This is a genomic window from Sphingobacterium endophyticum (genome assembly GCF_009733535.1).
Taxonomy (GTDB): Bacteria; Bacteroidota; Bacteroidia; order Sphingobacteriales; family Sphingobacteriaceae; genus Sphingobacterium; species Sphingobacterium endophyticum.
Genome location: NZ_SMMI01000004.1, coordinates 408560 through 431242 on the forward strand (window position 1 = coordinate 408560; position 22683 = coordinate 431242).

Below are 22683 nucleotides of genomic sequence, written 5' to 3' on the forward strand. Positions count from 1 at the left end.
ATTCAATGAAGTTATTGCATATGAAAAAAATATTTTTGCTAGTCATAACGCTTGCACCTATACTATTATTTGGCCAACAAACTAAAACGGACCCTATGATTACAAAAAAATGGAAGGAGGTTGAAAGATTAATTTCAATTGGCAACTATTTGGAGACTTCAGCATTGCTTGCTGACATTAAAGCACATGCTAAAAAAACCAAAGACGAACCGATGGAGATTCGTGCAATTTTAGCCGAGAGCCAAATGCTAAAAGTAAATTCAACGAGTGATGACTTTTTTGATAAGGTAGAGAAGTTTTTTCAGGATAATATTAAACAATCTGCTCCTATTCAAAAAAACATACTCAATAGTTTCTATGCCCAATTTTTAGGAAGTAACCTGGACTATTACAGTGAATCAAAGAATAAGTTCTTATCTGCTGATCGAAAAACAAAATATGCCATCATCGATTCCCTCTTCAATCATTCCATTGAAAACAAAGAACAGCTATTAGCTCAGCCTATCGAAAGTTGGAAAAGTTTATTTTCTGATTCAAATAATCTTTCACTCAGCCCTACTCTCTATCATTTTAATATAAATCCTTATCTAGCCTTTTTAAGACTTGATCAGAAAAATAATAGCAAAAGAATTGAGGAATTAACCAAAGAGCTATTCGCGATTAATGAAAAAGCTGGATATAATGATGCCAACTCTTATCTATTAGCGAATAATGTATATTTTAATAATAGAAATTATGAGGATTATATTAAGGCATACAAAGCAGTCATTGCAAAGAATAAAAGTAATTACAATGCATTTATCTACACCTTAATTGCTAATCTATATCAGCAGCAAAATAATGGATTGAAAAAAGCAGTTGAAACATTAGAACTTGCTAAAAAAGAATATCCCAATTCGCCATGGATAAAAGATGTGATTTTGATTCAGAATGTTTTAAAGATGCCTGAAATCCGAGTAACAAATTCTGCGGTAATCCCTTCAAATGAATATAGTCCGCTACCATTAATGGTCAGAAATACTGAAAAAATTTATATCAAGGTCTATAATACAACCAACACCCCAAAGAACTTCAAAAATTTTGAGGTAAAACTGGATAGTGTAAGTAAGAAAGTTAGTGTAAATGCAAATGAAGTATATTCTGAAGAAGTAGCATTAAAATCTTATGATGACTACATTCAACATTCGACTATTTACAAACTTAACCCTTTACCCTATGGCAATTACGTTCTTTTGATTTCAAACAATGTGGACTTCATTGATGACGGACAATTTAAAACAACATCAAGTAGCAGTTTTGTGGTGAGTGACCATTTTATAACCACCGAAATGGTCAATGGAAGTGAAAAATCAAAGGATTTTACAGGGTTAATTGTAAACCGAAAAACTGGTATTGAATATGGTCATCAACCCATTGAAATCTATGATGTAAATTCAGGCAAATTACCAAAGATTCGTCATCAGGTAAAAACTAATTCTGTAGGTGAATTTGTGGTTAAGCTTGCTAATGAGGATTCCTATAGATACGAATCTGAAGTTCAGATTTATCTGCAGAAAGAAAAACAATTAATACCGATTGGTCGATCGAATTATTATAACAATCCTATCAGGAAAGATCTCAAAGAGGAACAGATTAATACAAGAATTATGACCGACCGAGCTATTTATAGACCTGGTCAAAAGATATATTTTAAAGGGATTGTATTTAGCAGCAATTTATTGGCGGGGAAGATTATAGAAGGAAAGAATGTTGAGGTTGTTTTAAATGATGCGAATGGTCAAAAAGTAGATTCCTTAAAATTGACAACGAATGGGTTTGGCTCAGTGAATGGTGAGTTTACCATTCCCAATAACATCTTAGCAGGAGGTTTTAACATCCTGGTATTAGAAAACAAACAGCAGATTGGGTTCCATTACCTTCGGGTTGAGGAATATAAAAGACCTACGTTTAGTGTAAAATTTGACACAAACAAAGAGACCTATAAGCGTACAGACGTTGCTGAATTCTCCGGATCAGCAGAGTCCTTATCAGGAGCTAAATTGGCAGGTGCTACAGTGAATTATAAAGTTCAAATATCATCATATGGAATAAGAAGTGCTAACTTCACCCTTTTGGATAGTTCGGTTATTGCAGATGATCAAGGAAAATTTAAAATCCTCATTCCTCTGGAAGACACTTCATTAGTCAAGTTGGAGAATTTCAATATCAGCGTTCAGGCAGAGGTTGTGAATCAGACCGGAGAAATGCAGAGAGCAAGCACTTTTTATTCATTTTCGGATAAACCTTGGGTGATTAATATTATGAATCCAGGATCAATTGAAGCTGGTAAATGGGATTCTTTAGAAATAAGAACCGTCAATCAGAATAATCAACCGCTAAAATTTGCTGGTGAGGTTCGGATTTATAAATATCCGGAACCTTCTATAACAGTTCCAAAAAACTTTTCAAACATCTTTGCCAATTTGGATTATAACTTGCTGAGCATTGCTGATTATAAAAAGTATTTCCCCAATCAATTTGATGAATCGCTGTTAAATGTCAAAGAAGCGGAATTGATTAAAACCTATTCATTTGACACAAGAGACACAGCCATTATTAAGATAGATCCGGAGTTATTCAATAAAGGGAATTACCGAATTGAAGCAATTTCCATACAAGGAAAAGATACTGTTCGAAGTGAAAATAATATCAGTATCTATGACCCTGTCACCAAGAAAACAAGTGATCATGATTTTCTTTCCTACAATTATGATCGGGAAAGTTATGGGCTGAACGATCAAGTAAAAGTCACCTTCTATACCGATAATAAGAATGCCAAAGAGATCTTTATCTTTCAGAGTAATTTCTTAGGGAAATTAGAAACATTGACCATTCCGATTAAAAATGGCAAGGCTACCTATGATTTCCTTTTAGACAAGGATAAATTTGAAAGGTCTTATAAACTTGAGGCTCTTCTGATAGTTGAGAATAAACTTGAAAATGTTTCTGTCAATATTCCAATAAAAGGGAAGGATCAGGATTTTATTATTAAGATCAATACTTTTAGGGACAAGATTCTACCAGGAACTAAAGAAAAATGGAGCTTTAACATCCTTCAAAAAGATAAAGTTGTTCCTGCAGAAGTGCTTGCGACGATGTATGATATGTCTCTTGATGTTTTTGGCGGAAACTATTATGCAGCCTACTTTGACAGGCAATATCCTAGTTATTATAGAAGCTTTTATAATCTTCCAAACCAATTCTATAGGAAAAATTTTTCATCTGATTTTTCAGGAGGATATTTTGAGGGAACAACCTTAGGGAATGAGCTTCCAAAGGTAAATAATTACGATTTATGGACATATTATTGGCTTCAAAGCCAGGATTACTTCCCTGAATTAAGCGTATTTGATGAATTGTCAATGAAGGTCAGTGGTTCAGTAACTGGGTCTACTTTTGGAGTCCCTGACGCTGCGCCAGCAATGGACAGACAACGCACCATACATCAAATGGCACCTGCGGGTTCCATTGCTAATAAGCAATATGGTCTTGAAGCTGTTTCAGAAGAATCAATGCATGAGCCTCCTACAGTAACAGCAGATGCAGAAACAAAAATAGACCTTGGACAGGTAGATGTACGCAGTAACCTTCAGGAAACAGCGTTCTTCTATCCTAATCTCTATACAGATAAGGAAGGGAACATCAGTTTTGAATTTGAAAGCCCAGAGGCATTAACGAAATGGAAGATTCTCCTATTTGCCCATGGCAAAAACCTGGAGGTAGGATCAAATCAATTCTATACTCAAACGCAGAAGCAATTGATGGTTAGGCCAAACCTACCAAGGTATTTTAGGGAGTCTGATGAGATTGAAATAATTGCTCAGGTTCAAAATTTAAGTGATAAAGTTCAAAAAGGTCAGGCAAAAATCGAGATCATTGACCCTGTAGACAATTCTATTATTACTGACAAATTTATAATCGGTTCTGAAACAGTTGATTTTTCAGCAGAAAAAACCAATAACAGCACAGTTTCATGGAAGATAAAAGTTCCGGAGGGCTACCCAAGTGTGCAGGTGAAGGTTATTGCTGCTAGCGAAGAATTTTCGGATGGTGAGATTCAAGAATTGCCAATTCTCTCCAATAAAGTGTTGATTTCTGAAACTGAAAAAATAACGCTAAAAGCTGGAGCAAGCGAAGAATTTAAAATCAATTCTCAAGGAAAGAACAATCTTCAAGCAAAGGTTCAGGTTCAAAGCAACCCTATTTTGGAGATTATCTCAGCGATTGACTATCTTAAAAACTATCCATATGAGTGTACCGAGCAGACTACTAGCAAGTGGTTTGGCTATAAAATGGTTCAATATATTGGAAAACATTACCCAGCGATTTCAGAATACTTCAAATCAATAAACACAAGTGAGACCAAAAGCAGATTGGAAGAAAATGCGCAATTGAGTGAATTGAAACTCCAGGAAATGCCTTGGTTGAGAGATATTCAGCATGATGATCAGAAATTAAAGCAATTGGCTGAACTGTTTAATTCAAATATTGAAGCTGATTTGAAAGTCATGGAACAAAAGCTGCTTAAGAGTCAATTGGATAACGGTTCATTTCCTTGGTTCGAGGGTGGTAAATCAGATTCTTATATATCCATGCGGATCTTGGAAGTTGTTGGAAAGGTATATAACCTGGATCATTCCTTGATAAATAATGGAGTAAGAACAGGCATGGTCAATCTTTCTAAATATTTGGATCAGGACACTAGCATTACGAAGGAAAAGGCATCTGCAAGTCTGGCTTTAGATTATCTATACGCCCGTCATTTCTGGAATGCAGAGGTCAAAGTCCCAGAAAAAAATGTAACTGCTCTGAAGGCAAAAATTGCAAAAGCACCGCTTATTACAGCGAAGGGCCCTGCAGGTTATGCCGCAAAAGCATGGATCGTAAACCAATTATTCGGTGCGGGTAAGGAATCTAACGAGATTAAGAATAGGATTCAACAGGAGGTGATTTTAGATCCGGACAAAGGGATGTATTGGGAAAGCAACGGTAAAGCCTATAATGACATTAGTCTTCACAGTTATGTGTTGGAAGCATATAAGCTTTATGACCCTAGCAAGCTGACCCAGATCAGCCAGTGGATTTTCTATAGAAAAGAGGCAAACTATTGGAGAAGTACCTGGATGACAGTGGATGCTATCTATAGCTTGCTATTGACTAACAATCCAAAAGATTTCAGTCTAAAAAATAGTGTAACCGTATTGGTCGATAACCAAAATACTGTTATGGATTCCGTTGTACTTGGTCAGGTTTCTAAAACCTTCAACAAAGAAGAATTAAATAGCGACAAGTCTGTAAAAATTGAGAATCATAATGACAGGACAGTTTTTGGTGGAATCTTCCATCAATATTTTGTACCGGTTTCGGAAGTGAAAAGTTCAGTCAATGATATCAAGATCAGTAAGGAATACCAGGTTGAAAGGAATGGTAAATGGGTTGAAAGCAATCAAGCAAAGCTTGGTGAAAGGATTAAGGTTGTGATCACGGTAATCAATGACCAGAACTTAGAATATGTGCATCTTAAGGACAGTCGTCCTGCAGGAGTCGAACCTGAGTTTGTTCCTTCAGGATATAGTTGGAGAAATAATTATTACTTCACCCTGAAAGATGCCTCTACGAATTATTTCTTCAATAGCTTATTCAAAGGCAAACGAACTTATGAATACTTTGTAAAGGCGAATAACCTTGGGGTATTTAATTCGGGAGTGACCAGTATCGAGAGCATGTATGACCCTACGGTGAATTCAAGATCTGATAATAAGGTAATCACTATCGTAAAGTAATTTCCTTTTAAAATAAAAAATCCTTCTGATTGGCCTATGGGTTATCAGAAGGATTTTTTTATGGAATAAAGTTTATTTATTTTACTTGAGTAATTGTAGGTTTATGATTAACTACAACCACTTTTTCTTTAGCTTCAACTTTTTCTTTCTTAACATTTTCAGTTGCTGTATGGCCTCCCAATATAGGTGCTATTACAAGTCCAACCAAACAAGTCAATTTGATTAAGATATTCATAGATGGGCCAGATGTATCTTTAAATGGATCACCTACTGTGTCTCCAGTTACCGCAGCTTTATGTGCTTCAGAACCTTTGTAGGTCATTTCGCCGTTGATCATAACACCGGCTTCAAAAGATTTTTTAGCATTATCCCATGCTCCACCAGCATTATTTTGGAAGATGGCCCACATAACACCCGAGACTGCCACACCTGCCATATAAGCTCCTAAAGCTTCAGCTCCCATAACAAAACCAACGATGATAGGAGTAATTATAGTAATAGCTCCGGGAAGCATCATTTCACGCAGGGCTGCCTTCGTAGAGATATCCACACATCTTCCGTAATCCGGTTTACCTGTTCCTTCCAAAATACCGGGAATTTCCCTGAACTGTCTTCTTACCTCATTTACCATATCCATTGCAGCTTTTCCAACAGATTGCATTGCCAATGCTGAAAATACAACGGGAATCATACCACCGATGAATAATGCTGCAAGAACGTCTGCTTTAAAGATATTGATACCGTCAATCCCAGTAAAGGTAACATAAGCCGCAAACAATGCTAAAGCCGTCAATGCTGCAGAAGCAATAGCAAACCCCTTACCTACTGCCGCTGTGGTGTTCCCAACTGAGTCCAATACATCTGTACGCTGACGAACTTCCTTAGGCAATTCGCTCATTTCAGCAATACCCCCTGCATTATCTGCAATAGGACCAAATGCATCAATAGCCAACTGCATTGCCGTAGTTGCCATCATCGCCGAAGCTGCGATTGCCACACCATAAAATCCAGCCAGCTCATACGAACCCCAAATTGCCATGGCAAATAAGATAACCGATGAAGCAGTCGATTTCATCCCTGTTGCTAGACCTGCAATAATGTTGGTCGCAGCACCAGTTGATGAGTTTTGAACAATATTTAATACCGGCTTTTTACCTAGACCAGTGTAAAATTCAGTAAACGCTGAAATCAATCCGCCCACAGCCAATCCAACAATTGTAGAATAAAAGATATTCATTCGAGGTACATCTTGATAACCTTCACCAAAGAATTTCATCTGAAGGACTTCAGGAAGCATATATTGAATCAAGAAATAACAGGCAATTACCGTAAGAACGATAGATGTCCAGTTACCCGTATTTAATGCTTTTTGAACTTGGTTTTCTTTTGCATCATTCGATGAGACTTTCACAAGGAAAGTTCCAATGATAGAAGCTAAAATACCAACGCCGGCAATTACAATAGGCAACAAGATCGGTCCCATACCATGGAATGCATCCGTAAATTGCGTTCCATTCACCTCTGACATATCCTTAATAATGTAATTACCGAGTACCATGGAAGCCAATACGGTTGCTACATATGACCCAAATAAGTCAGCCCCCATTCCTGCCACATCCCCAACGTTATCACCCACGTTATCGGCGATAGTTGCTGGATTTCTAGGATCATCTTCAGGAATTCCTGCCTCAACCTTACCCACCAAATCTGCACCTACGTCAGCAGCTTTGGTATAAATACCACCGCCAACCCTAGCAAATAGGGCGATCGACTCTGCTCCAAGCGAAAAACCTGCAAGTGCCTCTAGGACAATCGTCATCTCATGATAAAAATTGCCACCCTCCGTCACGAACATTTTAAGGAACAATAAAAAGAAAATACTCAATCCTAAAACCGCCAGTCCTGCTACCCCAAGGCCCATTACCGTTCCTCCAGAGAAGGAAACTTTCAGTGCCTGTGGTAAACTAGTTCTTGCTGCTTGGGTGGTACGAACATTGGCACTCGTTGCAATTCGCATCCCGATATTACCTGCAAGTGCCGAAAAGAAAGCACCACAGATAAAGGCAACAACAATAATCCAATGTGATGTCTCTACAAGTGTAGATACAATAAATAAAGCAATCGATGCGATTACTACGAAGATTAACAGAATTCTATATTCAGCTTTTAAGAAGGCCATCGCCCCTTCCTGAATATTCTTGGAAATGGATTGCATTTTGCCGTCTCCAGCATCCTGCTTACCCACCCATCCTGCCTTGACGAACATAAATAGGAGACCCAACACAGCGAGTGCTGCTGGTAAATAGATGATATATTGTTCCATACAAAGTTTATTTGGTTAGTATTAAAGATAACAACTTTTTTTATCAATATACAAGTCCTTAAAAACTAGTCTCTGATATTACTCAATCGATAAACCTTGGGGAAACAATTACTTATAGAAAAGAAAAATTAAATGGGATAAACTCTAAAGGGCATTCCAATGATAGTGGTCACTTTCCAGCTTTACGGTATTGCTGTCCAATAATTGTCTTAATACATGAAGCCGATCATCATCCTTACCAATTTCTATCGCTTCAATCAAATCATGCAAATTCATTGGTTTTTCCAATAATAAATACTGAATCTTTTTCTCAATAGATTCCGATATTCCAGATTTATGCTGACGCACTACACATAAATCGCACACCCCACAGGGTTCAATAGCCTCCTCACCAAAATAATGTTGCAGGGAAAGGCTTCGACATTCCTTGGTATCCAGATAAGTATATATTGCTTTTACCTGAACTTCTTTGATTTCTTTTCTCTCCGCAATAAAATGTGTGTCAATATATAAGTTTTTGTAATCCACTCTTGGCTGTAGAAATTGTAATTGCGGTGCATCGGTCTTTGCAACATATGTTGCTAATTCCTGTTGTTGCAAAAATTTCAGCATCTTAACAACTTCTTCATATGGTTTCGACAGCCGTTTAGCTATTTCAAATTCATTAATTGGAACATAATAATCGAATACTCCGCCATAATTCCGAAGTATAGTTTTGATTAAAGGATCGAAGTGGGCACTTTGAACCTGAAACTTATATAATTCTTGAAAATCAACTTCAAATTTCAATCGAGCCGGAATAAAGACCGCCTCACTTAATGCTAACCATTTATCCCTTTCCAAAAACTTCAAAGCACTGAGCACTTTAATAACCTCTAATTTATATTTCTTAGCAAATTCTACGACATCAAAATCATAGGTTAATCCCTTTCCAGCTCCGTAGGCTATCTGGTAATAATTACAGAGGTGATGGTAAACCTGTTGAATATATTGGAAATCAGGAAAGTTTAGTTCGATATTGGTCCACAACTCATTTCGATCAGCCTGTTGATAGAGGAGCACAGGATATGCCTTCTTTCCATCACGACCTGCGCGACCTGCTTCCTGATAGTACGCTTCCAAAGAATCTGGAATATCTAAATGAATTACAAACCGAACGTCAGGTTTGTCTATTCCCATTCCAAAAGCATTGGTAGCCACAATAACCCTCGTCTGATTGCTAGTCCAAGATTCTTGTTTCTTTGCGCGCGTCTGCATATCTAATCCGGCATGGTAAAAATCTGCCGGAATACCGTGATTTAAGAGATACCTCGCCACCTCCTGAGTTTCTCTCCTATTCCGAACATATACAATCCCTGTCCCGCCTATCTTACTGATGATCTTCAGCATCCTTCCCATTTTATTATCCTCATGGAAAACCATATAGGCCAAGTTGTCTCTTTTAAAACTTTTGGAAAGAACATTATTGCTTTTGAACCCCAATTTTTCCTGAATGTCCTCCACAACCTTTGGAGTTGCAGTTGCCGTCAGTGCTAAAAATGGAACATTGGGTTTGAGATCTCTTAATTTTATGAGTTCTAAATAGGAAGGCCGGAAGTCATATCCCCATTGAGAGATACAATGAGCCTCATCAATAGCAAAAAGATTAACATTCATATGGCGGATCCTTTCCTGAACCATATCATTGTATAACCTTTCGGGAGCTAAATAGAGAAACTTAATATTTCCAAAAATACAATTGTCTAAAGCAACATCTACTTCTCGATGAGACATGCCTGAAAAGATTGCAATAGCAGGTATATTTCTTTTTCTAAGATTTTCTACCTGATCCTTCATTAAAGCAATTAAGGGGCTGACCACGATACAGATGCCCTCTTTAAGTAAGGCTGGAACTTGAAAGCATATAGATTTTCCCCCACCCGTTGGCATCAAGGCCAAGGTGTCATTACCCAATTGGATTTCATGGATTATCTCTTCCTGTAAAGGACGAAATTTATCATAACCCCAATATTCTTTTAAAATGGATAAACTGGTTTTTTCCATATATGATCGCTCTCCCAAACATACGCAAAATTATCCTTCAATATATAGTAGGACCTATTTTCAGCCTCCAACAAATGAATACATTTTTGAATATGCTTTATTGAATTAGACCCATCAAATAGCGTTAGGGAAGCATTTAATTTATCAGGAAGATCTGTATTATTCCGGATAATTAATAGTTCTGGATTTTGAAAGCCATTAGCTTTTCCATTGGAAATAAAGATTGACTTCTTATCCTGAAAATTGATGCTATTGTTTAAATGATCCGATGCCAATCTTGTAAAAGTTATTTCCTTTGTGTCGGTATACTTTTTAAGGTCTGGGAAAACTGAATATCTCAAATTTTTATGTGATAAGCTATCATAACTACTGAATAACTGCACATTTCCCCTATTTATGAAAGCAAATGAAATCTGCTTTCCAGTATTATATATTTTTAATCCATTAAATTCTTTCTGTTTTATTCTTGACATAAGAACCACTGAAAGCACTAAATTGATACAAAAAGTTGAGACAATTAATGTCCTTTTGCATTTGGTATTATAGGCAATAAATAAAGCAAATATTCCTAAATATGAAAACAAGCATTCAAATTTATTAAGTTGAATACCCTGAATGTTAGAAAGGGGCAAGGAATCGATATATGACAAATTCTTATAGGTTATAGCAATTGCGAAATCTAAAATAGTTCCGAAAACTTCACTCATTCTTCTCCAAGGAATGAAGACGAGTATTGTTCCGAGATAAAGAATTATTGTTGATGGAATCGTGATGAACAGATTGGAAAAGAGAAAATAGGTTGGAAACTGATGGAAATAATAAATGGCTAGGGGAGTTGTGGTCAGTTGAGCAGCTAAGGAGACTGAAACAAGGTTATAAAAAGATTTATATATCCAGTTATGTCTTGAATAGAGCTGGTTGAATAAGGGAACAAAGATAAGAATGCCTAATACAGCCAAATACGAAAGTTGAAATCCTATATCAAATATCATAAAGGGATCATAGACTAGTAATAGGAATGCAGAGGAAAAGACAGCATTCAATGATAATATCACCTTATTTTTCCAATAGCCTATCAAAAAAAGGCTGAACATCAAAGTTGCCCGCAATACTGCTGGTACAAATCCACATATTAAAGCATAAAACCAAATAAAAATCAGGATGAATGAAAACCGAATCTGTCTTCCACCGCGAATTCTATCTAATGGCGATAGAATCAAAGTGAACAAAAGATACATTAGACTAACATGAAACCCTGAAACACTCAATACATGAATGGTTCCTGTATTTGAAAAAACATCAAAAACTTGAGGGGAAAGATTGGATCGATATCCAAAAGTAATCGCGCTAGCTATTTGGAAACTTGTTTCCGAAGGGATGAATTCCTTAAATTTTGTCTGCAGAGAGTTTTGAATGTTTTTTATAGCTTTTTGGAAACGACCTTCTTGATCTGTATAATGTTTAATTAATTTAATATTCTGAATAGGGATAAAAACTTGATAGTAAATACCTTTGTTTTTTAAATATTGAGAATAATCAAATTGTGAAGGGTTGTAAGGAGGAGGTAATAGCTGTATTTTTCCTTTGAAACTAATTAGATCACCTTTGTTTAAATGGAGAATAGCTGAATCTTTGTCCCAAATACTGGTCTTAATTTTTAATTCAGCATACTTGTTTTTCTTGTCATCTTTTTCAATGTATAATTTGGATTTAAATTGTAGGACCTGACCACTTCGAGTAGGATCTTCCATAAGTTTTGCTAGATAGATATTATCATTCTCTAAATCGGGAGTAACTTTTGGTAAATGGGTTCCGATATTGATTAATCCCAATAGAAATAGGAGAATATGTAGTAAAAATTGGTATTGTCTAAGCAATTTAAATACATGCAGACCCAAACAGAATAAAAAGAAAAATATTGTGAGATAAATTAGATTATAATAAAGGCTTTCAGACCAGTTGATAAGATTTGCAGATAAAATCCCCAAGGCATAAAATGTAAATATTTTGAGGAATGGAATATGTTCAATTTTCAACTTTAGAATATCCATCTTACCAAGAATATCTGATTTGAAAACGAATGTCAGATTTTTTATTTCCTGCAATCTTATCCAGGCCAGAACCTATTTCTTCAACATTAAAATATTTACTTATTCCATATCTAATCCAAATATCCAATCTCTTAATAGGTTTAATTTTCTTATTGATGTAGAATCGAAATCCTTGTCGAAAATAGGACGGAAATGAAAATGAATGCAGAACATTTCTTTCATACGTAAATATTCTAGTTTCATAATCAGCAGCATTGAAATAGGAAATCCTTAAATTCCCTCCCACTTTCCATTTGGGTTTATTCCAAATAATGTCTTGAAAGATGAGAAAGCCTTTGCTAACTCCAAGATTTGTTTTGTGAAATAGTTTACCTTCTACTTGATTAGCGATATGAAAATTTGGAGTCAACTTGTAAAGAAATATCAACCTTGCCTGTTGCCTTTCTACATCAGCAATTCCTTCAAATTCTTTTAAATCTGCAGGATAATTTTCTTGATAAAACTTATATTGATATCGAAATCTTAAATGTCCCTTCTTATACCAGATATAGCTCATTTGCGTTCTGAACTGATAAGAATGTGAAGGTATTTTAGTTCTGAATTTCATCCATGGAAACTCAGTGTAATCTATGCTATTTACCCATTCAAACCTTCTCTTAGGATGGTAGACAAGACTTAAATGCCATCCTTTTTCATTTCCTAATGTCGATTGCTCTTGGAAAGATTGTGCAAGGAAGCTATGATAATCTGGAGTATAATTTCTATAGCTGATCGAGGTTGAAAACTTCCTTCCCATTGCTGCGATAACTCCATGATTATTTGCCCAACCTGAATTTATCGAATGTGCCGACTCTCCAAAAATTAAAAGGTTAAGAAAATTATATTGATAGTAAACAGACACATTTTGAAGGTTGTCACCTTCGAACCGATATTGGCTATATGTTCTATTATTGAGTTTAAGTGGGACATTAAAATGGGTAGAGCTGATATTTGTTCCAATTTTCAGATTTGTTTTGACATAGTTTAGATTGAACCCATATACCATTTGGTTGAGCGAATTTCTGTTTCTCAATTCAGAAGGGGTTCGATGTAAACCGGAATAGTTGATACTTGTTACCAATCTTTGATCATCCACTGACTTAATTGTTGCGGTTAATTGATTGTGAGAGAAGAAAGGTGTGAGTTCTAAATTCTTGGATTTAAAGGTTGCAGCGACTCCACGCATAAACTTATTTTCCATCATTCCAGTATGCGGTCGGATACCATTACCATTTTGCATTATATGGGCAACAGAGGCTCCATTTCCGAAAATAGGACCATTCCAAAGAACAAGTCCTTGACCAAATTGAAGTAAATAATCTCCAACAATTAATTTTTCAAGGTATCCAATATTATTGAATAAAATGGATGCAGAATAATAATCAAAACCATATTTCTGCTTTTCTTTAAAAAATGGTTCCCCAGCATCTTTCTCTAAATTGAAGCTTAATTTAACTTTATCTCGATAGCTCCATCTGAAACGATTCGCTATTTTATCTGGCGATCCTAAATATCGGGACCTATTAGGATCTGATATTTCATAGCCTCTAGGAACTTCGATTCCTCGGTTGTAAGTCATCATCCATGAACCTTTTGTCTTGCTGACATGGCTTTGGAAATTATCACCCTCTTCAAAAAACCTTTCCTTTACAATCACAAATGGAAGTAACTGCTCTAATTGTTCCAGACTGATTCCAGGGACAACCTGTAGTTCAAGGACTGAAACAAATCTTTCAATTTTTTGACGATGAAGAATGATTTGCTGAATTTGATAATTTGAAAGAAAGATTAGCTGCTTAAACTCTTTTTCAGTAGCGTTATTGAGATCAATTGGATTTCTTAAAAGATCACTCAATTGCTCGCTGAAATCGGAAATTTCATCCGAATAATTTGTTTCATCTAATATTTGGCTGGCTATTATGTCTTCGACTTCAGACTCTGATTGGGAATAAGAAAAGAATGGGATAAAAAGTAAAAATATTAAGAGGACTAAACTATAATTAATAGGTATAGGAATGTAGTTTAAAAATTTGATTTTTCCCGAATAATTCATCGATTGTAAATTTCGGGGAGCACTATTAATTTAAAAGGTATTGTATATAATTCTTATAAGTAGGGTACGGAGGTTAATGTTATCGAATGGTTAAATTATTATTATGAAAAGATTGAATAATTTATAAAACTTTCAATATTGTTTTCAAAAATTAAAAATATTCATAAAAAAATTTACTAATGTTTAGTATATCTAAATATTTATAGAATTTTAGTATATAATATTTTAAGGAAACTAAATCAATGAAGAATATTTGCAAAATACCCCTTTTTAAAGAAATATCTTCTAAATAAAATAATTTCTGTTAAAATTTCTATAAAAGAAAAATATCCTTTTTCGCTTTATTTATTAAAATTTTTAACAATATACATTTACTACATGACAGCACAGGATAGCGGCAATTTTTAGAAGCCCTAACTTGTTAATAATCAATTATAACAAACCCAACTTTAAACCGAAATTATGAAAAAAAGAAAAACACATCTGTTTTCAGGTGGGGTTAAGGCTATTGTCTTATTCATCTTTCTAATCTCAAGTAATCAAGTCGTTCAAGCACAAGAAACCATTACTGTAACAGGTACAGTAACCGATTCTTTGGCTAAGCCATTACCTGGAATTAGCATTGCATCAGATGGAAAAGAAACGAGTACTGACTCCAATGGAAAATACGTCCTCGACGTAAAACGTGATGGCATTCTGATGTTCTCAGCAATTGGTTATGTATTACAACAGGTACCTGTAGAAGGAAGAAATGTAATTAATATTACCTTTCTTGAAGCAGCATCTGAAATTGAATCCGTAGTTGTTACTGCCTTTGGAAAGCGGCAACGAAAAGAAGCAATTGTAGGTTCAGTTACTTCAATTAATGCTAAAGAATTAAAAGTCCCATCCAGTAACTTAACAACTGCATTTGCAGGAAGACTCTCCGGGGTAATTGCCTATCAAAGATCCGGTGAACCGGGAGCAGATGACGCTTCATTTTTTATTCGCGGAGTAACCACTTTTGGAAACGGAAGTGGAAGCCCCTTAATCTTAATCGATAATATTGAATTAACAACTACTGATCTAGCCAGGTTACAACCTGATGATATTGAAAGTTTTTCCATTTTGAAAGACGCAAGTGCAACCTCACTATATGGTGCTAGGGGTGCAAATGGGGTAATTTTTGTCACGACCAAACAAGGTAAGGAAGGTGCAACAAAATTAAATTTAAGAGTTGAAAATTCAGTCTCAATGCCAACTCGGAATATTGACATTGCTGATCCAGTTACTCACATGAAACTCTACACAGAAGCCCAGCTTACTAGAGATCCCTTGTCACATATCCTCTATCCACAGAATAGAATCGATAAAGTCGCCGAAGGTGGTAATAATCCATTTGTTTACCCATCAACAGATTGGTTTGATTTAATGTTCAAAGAAAGAACAAATAATCAAAGGTCTAATTTAAGCGTAACAGGTGGTGGGAAAATTGCTCAATATTATGTTGCAGGGGCATATAATGTTGATAATGGGATATTAAAGGTTGAACCTAAGAACAACTTTAATACAAATGTTAAATTGAATAGCTATCAGTTACGTTCAAATGTCAATATGAAATTAACTCCCAAAACGGAGTTGATTGTTAGAATGTACGGAATATTTGATGACTATAAAGGACCAGTTGATGGAGGGACAGGAATGTATCAAAAAGCACTCAGATCAAGTCCTACATTATTCGCTCCATTTTATGAGCCTGATGATGCAAATAGTGCATCTAGACATGTACTGTTCGGAAATTATAAATCAGGAAATTCCTATTATTTAAATCCTTATGCAGAAATGCTTCGTGGGTATAAAGAATATTCTCAGTCAAGAATGTTGGCTCAATTGGAGTTAAATCAAAACTTATTTTCAATAACGGAAGGATTGAATGCTAGAGGATTATTTAGCACCAACAGATATTCTTACTTTGATGTAGCAAGAGCTTATGGACCATATTTTTATAACATTGGAATATATGATAAGAATACCGATAAGTATATCTTAAACTATCTTAATGAAAAAGAAGGCCCTGCTCATTATGAAGATATCAGGCCGTTGTATCAAAATAGAAACTTAAGTACCGAATTGTATGGTCAAGCAACCTTAGATTATAGCCGATTGTTTAATGAAAAGCACAATTTCGGCGGAACCTTGGTTTTTGTATTACAACAACGTTTATCCACTACTGAAAACTTTGATTTGCAATCATCTTTACCGCACAGAAATATTGGTCTTTCAGGAAGAACCTCCTATTCTTATGACAACAGATATTTCGGCGAATTCAACTTTGGATATAATGGGTCTGAAAGATTCTACACGGATAAACAATTTGGGTTTTTCCCAACAATTGGTTTAGCTTGGGTTGTATCAAACGAAAAATTCTGGAATAAAAGTATTGTAAATAATCTAAAAATAAGGGGATCATACGGATTGGTAGGAAATGATGCTATTGGTCGTCAAGAAGATCGTTTCTTTTATTTATCCAGCGTGAACCTTGATAATCCGGATCGCGGTGCAACCTTTGGTTTTGATAATGGTTATAGTAATACAGGAGTTTCGATCTCTAGATACCCCAACCTTGATATTACATGGGAAAAATCTTACCAATCCAATGCAGCAGTCGAGCTCGGACTTTTTAATAAAGTCAATATTATCGCAGAAGCCTATTCTCAACGCAGGAAAAATATCCTAATGTCACGTTCATCTATTCCATCAACAATGGGATTGTCTACAGTAACCATGGCTAATGTTGGTGAGGCAAGTTCTAAAGGTGTGGATATGTCATTAGATTATACGCATAATTTTAGTCAAGATTTTTGGATGATTACTCGTGGTAGTTTCACATTTGCCACCAGTGAATTCGTTAAATATGAAGAACCAGAATACGTAGACAAGTACAAATCAAGGGTCGGTCAATCCATCAATCAAAATTGGGGATATATTGCTGAACGATTATTTATAGATGAAAATGATGTTGCCAACTCTCCTAGGCAGAATTTTGGAATCTATGAAGCTGGAGATATTAAATATCGTGATGTAAATGGAGATGGTCAAATTACAACCTTAGATATGGTTCCTATTGGTTATCCTACTACTCCTGAAATCACTTATGGATTCGGTACTTCCATGGGATATAAAAACATAGATTTTTCTATTTTCTTCCAAGGATTGGCCCGTGCATCCTTTTGGATTGATCCATTTGCAACAGCTCCTTTCGTAAACTACGACGGGAATAACATAAATAATGGTTTCATCGGTGAAAATGCCTTATTGCAAGATTATGCTGATAGCCATTGGTCTGAGGAAAGCCGCGATATTTATGCAGTATGGCCTAGATTGTCAACTATTCCAATATCAAATAATAATCAAACAAGTACTTGGTTTATGCGCAATGGAAGCTTTTTAAGGATAAAAAGTATTGAAGCGGGTTATACCTTACCTCAAGAGTTTACCTCCAGATTTAAGATCACAAATTTCAGAGTTTACTTTAGTGGTAGCAATCTCTTCAGCTTTAGCAAATTCAAAATGTGGGATCCTGAAATGGGAGGAAACGGATTGGGATATCCACTTCAAAAAGTTTTCAACCTGGGTCTAAATGTTAATTTTTAACCTAAAATCTATGTCTAAAATGAAAAGATTTTTAACATTAATCTTACTGCCAATTTTTACGATATTACTATTCCCCAGTTGCAAAAAATATTTAAATGTTACTCCGGATGGGATAGGTACAATCGATTACGCTTTTAGAAAACGTTCCGAGGCAGAAAAATACTTGTTTACCGTATATAATAATCTACCAAGTTATGGAAACACTAGCACAGATCCCGGATTTGCAACGGGTGATGAGTTTGCTATTCATTATCCTTCAACCTATTTTGATATTGGTTTGAATAGAATTCAAAGAGGCGAACAAAATATTGTCAATCCTTTCGCAAATTATTGGGATGGTTGGAATGGCGGAAAGGCTTATTTTCAAGCATTGCGGGAATGTAATATCTTTTTGGAAAATGTGGTAACCATACCTGATATCACAGAAACTGAATTAAAAAGGTGGGTTGCTGAAGCAAAATTCCTGAAAGCCTATTATCATTTTTACTTGTTAAGAATGTATGGACCCATTCCATTAATTAAGGAAAGTCTTCCTGTCTCTGCGTCTATAGAAGAAGTTCGTGTTTCAAGAGAGCCGGTGGATGAGGTAGTTAATTATATAGTGAGTCTATTGGATGAATCAGTGGTTGATTTACCTCAAAACATCCTTAATGAGGCTTCAGAATTAGGTAGAATTACCAAACCAATTGCTTTAAGCCTTAAAGCACAAGTGTTAATAACCGCAGCTAGTCCATTATTTAATGGAAACCCAGATTACTCAACTTTTAAAAATAAAGATGGTTTAGCATTATTTAATCCAACTGTTGATAAAGAAAAATGGGCAAAGGCTGCAAAAGCAGCAAAAGAAGCAATTGATTTGGCAACAACTGCAGGAGCAACCTTATATTATTATACGCCAATTTCTGGAGAAACAATGTCCGATTCAACGCGTGTGACGATGAATATTAGGGCAAGTATCACTGACAAATGGAATCCAGAAACGATCTGGGGATCCAGTAATGCTATGGCTTCAAGTGTTCAAGGGTTAGCACAAGCTAGATTAACAACTGGAGATCATGGTTCAATTCCTTCACCTCCTAGTACGAACGAATCAATAAGATCTATGCTTGCACCTCCTTTACATATTGCTGAAATGTTCTATAGTGACAAAGGTGTTCCAATTGAGGAAGACAAAACTTATGATTTTGAAAATAGGTTTACTAGAGTTAGAACAGCAACAGCTGCAGAAAAATACTATATAAAGGAAAACAGTTCCACTGCTCAAATCAACTTTGATAGGGAACCTCGTTTTTATGCAAGCTTAGGATTTGATGGTGGAATATGGTACGGGAATGGATTATTTAATGATAATAAAACCTGGTTTATTGAAGGTAAAGCTGGTCAACGTGGTGCTCAATTGGGTGCTTCTTTGTACTCAGTTACAGGTTATTGGCCAAAAAAATTAGTCAACTACAAAAATGACTTCGGCAGCAACTCTGATTCATACACCACTATAAATTATCCTTGGCCAGTTATCAGACTTGCAGAATTATATTTATGGTATGCTGAAGCTTTGAATGAATCAAGTGGCCCTGGCGAAGAGGTTTATAAATACCTTGATTTAGTAAGAAAAAGAGCTGGCCTACTTGGAGTAAAAGAAAGTTGGTCAAAGTATGCACGAAACGCTAACAAACCAAATTCTGCTGATGGATTAAGAGATATCATTCGAAGGGAACAATTAATTGAAACCATCTTCGAAGGAAAAAGATATTGGACTTTGAAACGCTGGAAATTATCAGACACCTATCTTAACTTGCCAATAAGAGGATGGGATTTAGAACAAGAGGATGATAATTATTATCGTGTAAAAACGGTTTTAAACCCAGTATTTACTTCAAAGGATTATTTATGGCCTCTATCAGAAGACGCTATTATTAACAATCCAAACTTAGTTCAAAATCCAGGTTGGTAGATCTTAAAGAAATAATCATGAAAAATTTAATTTATTATATACTGATTTTAGGCACTTTATCATTTTTGTCAGGTTGTGACAAAAGTGACTTAAATAGCCATGAATCCATTTCATCAGATGGAGAAATCCCAGGATTAGTAACCAATGTGAAGGTTGAAAATGGACCGGGGTCTGCAATTATTACTTATTCCTTGCCAAAAAGCGGAAGCTTACAATATGTAATGGCAAAATATAGCATTAATGACAATACAGTTAGAGAAGCAAAGAGTTCCAGGTATGGAGATACAATTAGGGTTGACGGCTTTGAAAAAGAAGGTGAATATACCATACAGTTATTCTCAGTCAGTAAAAGCGAACAGCTTTCAGAACCGGTTTCTGTTAAGGTAAATCCTTCAGAACCTACCTTCAGAACAATTGCTAAGAGTATGGTAGTACGTGAGGATTTTGGAGGTATGAATGTTACTTTTAAAAACCCTGAAGAATCAAAAATCGCTGTAGTTATCTTGACTAAAGATAATAATGGTGAGTTTACTCCTACTGAGACTTTTTATACTCAGATAAAAAATGGTTCATTTTCTGTTCGAGGATTTGAACCTGAAGCTCGAACTTTTGGTGTTTATATAAAAGACAGGTGGAATAATTACTCTGATACTCTTTTCAAAGAAGTTACTCCTCTATTTGAAAAAATAATCGATAAGTCGAAATTCAGACAGTATGTTTTACCTGGAGACCAACCAGCAGCATGGGGATGGGTCATGAGTAATATGTGGGATAATAAATTGGGTGAGCCAGGTTTCCACACCCTTCAAGGTGCATTACCTAGACCACATAAATTTACATTTGACTTAGGTGGAATTGTAAAGCTGAGCCGTTTCAAAATATTACAAAGAACAGGAACTTGGTTTTATGCCCATGGGAATCCAAAAGAATGGATAATGTACGGAAGTGCAACCGTGCCTGATGCGTCCGGTTCCATGGATAAATGGATCAAACTGATGGATTGCTTTTCTGTAAAACCTTCTGGATTGCCAACTGGAGAAGTTTCCGATGACGATAGGAATCATGCCCAAGGAATTGATGGATTAGGGGAAGAGTTTAATTTCCCAATAAACGCTCCTCCGGTAAGATATATCAGAATGGAAATTCTAAAGAATTGGGGAAATACTGACTTCTTTCATGCATTGGAACTTACTTTTTGGGGGGATCCAGAATAATTTTAAAGGAAATTGATATGTTAAAAAAATATATAAAAAATACAATCTGGCTATTAATTGCTAGTTGTTTTGTTCTTTCCTGTACGAAATGGGATGATTATAAAAAGTACATTGAAGACGGCGAGAAAATCTATCCAAGCAAACCTAACAATATCACCTCTCATCCAGGTGATGGTAGGGTTCTATTCAAATGGAAAAAGGAAATTGATGAAAGTGTCAACAAGTATAAAATCTTTTGGAATAACGGAAACGATTCTTCTGAAGTGGATGCATCAAAATTCAAAGTAGGTGATTCAATTTTGCATTACATTAATAAATTGAATGAATCCAGTTATACATTTTCCTTTTATTCCTATGACAAGGATGGAAATAAATCGGTAAAAACTGAAATTCCTCCAGTGAATGTGTATGGTCCTAAATATAGAAATTCACTCTTAAATAGACCAGTTAAGGGTGTGGATTATGACGCTGAAAAATTCATGCTTAACATTCAATGGGGTACGGCAGACACCTCGTATTTATATACGGATCTTAAATATGTTGATGCACAAAATAAGGCAAAAACTGTTCGAATTACTCCATTAGATGAAACCACTGAAATATCATGGAAATTAGGTACAAAAATTTATTATAAATCAACCTACATCCCTATTACTGGAGCAATCGATAATTTTGAAACAGTGAATCAAGATTCCATCTTGGTACAAAACATTATGTTATCGAAAGCAGGATGGAAGAAAATTGATTTATTGAATGATATTGGGGCAGATGGGTACAGTACCAATCTTGCAAATATTTGGGATGGTGAACTTGGCTCCTATCCAAAAATTTATCATTCAGAAGGCGGTAGTATACCACATCATTTTACCATTGATTTAGGGAGTATTAATCAACTGACCATGTTTGAGGAGTCTGGAAGACAGGACTGTGCTTGCCACAATGCTGTGGATTTTGAAGTTTGGGGAATTGACAATGTTACTAACGCAGCAACAACACTGCCAGCCAATGATCCAAAATGGAAAGATGAATCCATTGCTAAAGGATGGACCCTTCTTAAAACCATAAACAGAACTGATGATGGAATAGCACCATTTAAAATAAACCTAGAAGAAGGCATTCCTCCAGTTCGATATATTAGAATTCGAGTATTAAGAACACAGGATAACAGTATTGAAAGTCATATGGGGGAAATATCATTCTGGTATAACCCATAATTTTAAATCGAATAAATTTGGCAGCGGAGAGTATGAATATACTTTCCGCTGTTTTTTTATAAAAGAAGTATAGCCTTTTATTTTTTCATCCTCCCTTCCTCTTCATTTCATAACCATAAATCTTATCAAACATCCTCCCTTCAACTCACTTCCAAAACAATATATCCAATCAAACACCCTTCAATAAAAAAGCTGCCCTAAAGCAGCTCTAACATTATATTTCAACTAATCTAATATCCATTTCAAACACCACTCACTCCAACTTTCCATTCTGTTAAATCCTATTCTAACCCCAATCCTAACAACCATCCTGCACCCCTACCTAACACCCTTTCCTATC

General features: G+C 35.6%; 9 protein-coding genes. 5 read left to right on the forward strand and 4 right to left on the reverse strand.

The features are described from left to right. Positions 1 to 95: 95 nt before the first annotated feature. A complete protein-coding gene (locus E0Y80_RS07540; protein ID WP_197091509.1) occupies positions 96 to 5822 on the forward strand; it encodes an alpha-2-macroglobulin family protein in 5727 nt (1908 codons plus the stop codon). 76 nt (positions 5823 to 5898) lie between these two features. On the opposite strand, the gene E0Y80_RS07545 is transcribed toward E0Y80_RS07540, so the two are convergent. The 4 genes from E0Y80_RS07545 to E0Y80_RS07560 all read right to left on the reverse strand — a co-directional run bounded on the left by E0Y80_RS07545 (position 5899) and on the right by E0Y80_RS07560 (position 14331). Further along, positions 5899 to 8145: a sodium-translocating pyrophosphatase gene (locus E0Y80_RS07545; protein ID WP_156307046.1), complete on the reverse strand. Its 2247-nt coding sequence runs from the start codon at positions 8143 to 8145 to the stop codon at positions 5899 to 5901. A 144-nt stretch (positions 8146 to 8289) separates the two neighbouring features. Then, positions 8290 to 10188, reverse strand: coding sequence for a RecQ family ATP-dependent DNA helicase (locus E0Y80_RS07550; protein WP_156307047.1), 1899 nt, complete (start codon positions 10186 to 10188; stop codon positions 8290 to 8292). Next, on the reverse strand, positions 10161 to 12239 hold the full coding sequence (locus tag E0Y80_RS07555; protein ID WP_156307048.1) for a ComEC/Rec2 family competence protein: 2079 nt from the start codon (positions 12237 to 12239) through the stop codon (positions 10161 to 10163). Before E0Y80_RS07555 ends, E0Y80_RS07550 begins: the two co-directional genes overlap by 28 nt. A 1-nt stretch (position 12240) precedes the next feature. Beyond that, positions 12241 to 14331: a ComEA family DNA-binding protein gene (locus E0Y80_RS07560; protein WP_156307049.1), complete on the reverse strand. Its 2091-nt coding sequence runs from the start codon at positions 14329 to 14331 to the stop codon at positions 12241 to 12243. A 462-nt stretch (positions 14332 to 14793) separates the two neighbouring features. Here E0Y80_RS07560 and E0Y80_RS07565 point away from each other — a divergent pair, with 462 nt between their 5' ends. From E0Y80_RS07565 to E0Y80_RS07580, 4 genes are read left to right on the forward strand one after another with little or no spacing between them, the layout of a single operon-like run. Continuing rightward, on the forward strand, positions 14794 to 17964 hold the full coding sequence (locus tag E0Y80_RS07565) for a SusC/RagA family TonB-linked outer membrane protein (protein ID WP_156307050.1): 3171 nt from the start codon (positions 14794 to 14796) through the stop codon (positions 17962 to 17964). Positions 17965 to 17983: 19 nt separating this feature from the next. After that, positions 17984 to 19915: a RagB/SusD family nutrient uptake outer membrane protein gene (locus E0Y80_RS07570; protein ID WP_156307051.1), complete on the forward strand. Its 1932-nt coding sequence runs from the start codon at positions 17984 to 17986 to the stop codon at positions 19913 to 19915. A 17-nt stretch (positions 19916 to 19932) separates the two neighbouring features. Then, positions 19933 to 21129, forward strand: a complete 1197-nt coding sequence (locus tag E0Y80_RS07575) for a DUF5000 domain-containing lipoprotein (protein ID WP_156307052.1) — start codon at positions 19933 to 19935, stop codon at positions 21127 to 21129. Positions 21130 to 21146: 17 nt separating this feature from the next. Continuing rightward, a complete protein-coding gene (locus tag E0Y80_RS07580; protein ID WP_156307053.1) occupies positions 21147 to 22343 on the forward strand; it encodes a DUF4998 domain-containing protein in 1197 nt (398 codons plus the stop codon). Positions 22344 to 22683 lie beyond the last annotated feature (340 nt).

Coding starts and splice junctions, on each gene's coding strand:
- E0Y80_RS07540 (WP_197091509.1), top strand. CDS start 96: ATGATTACAAAAAAATGGAAGGAGGTTGAAAGATTAATTTCAATTGGC.
- E0Y80_RS07545 (WP_156307046.1), bottom strand. CDS start 8,145: ATGGAACAATATATCATCTATTTACCAGCAGCACTCGCTGTGTTGGGT.
- E0Y80_RS07550 (WP_156307047.1), bottom strand. CDS start 10,188: ATGGAAAAAACCAGTTTATCCATTTTAAAAGAATATTGGGGTTATGAT.
- E0Y80_RS07555 (WP_156307048.1), bottom strand. CDS start 12,239: ATGGATATTCTAAAGTTGAAAATTGAACATATTCCATTCCTCAAAATA.
- E0Y80_RS07560 (WP_156307049.1), bottom strand. CDS start 14,331: ATGAATTATTCGGGAAAAATCAAATTTTTAAACTACATTCCTATACCT.
- E0Y80_RS07565 (WP_156307050.1), top strand. CDS start 14,794: ATGAAAAAAAGAAAAACACATCTGTTTTCAGGTGGGGTTAAGGCTATT.
- E0Y80_RS07570 (WP_156307051.1), top strand. CDS start 17,984: ATGAAAAGATTTTTAACATTAATCTTACTGCCAATTTTTACGATATTA.
- E0Y80_RS07575 (WP_156307052.1), top strand. CDS start 19,933: ATGAAAAATTTAATTTATTATATACTGATTTTAGGCACTTTATCATTT.
- E0Y80_RS07580 (WP_156307053.1), top strand. CDS start 21,147: ATGTTAAAAAAATATATAAAAAATACAATCTGGCTATTAATTGCTAGT.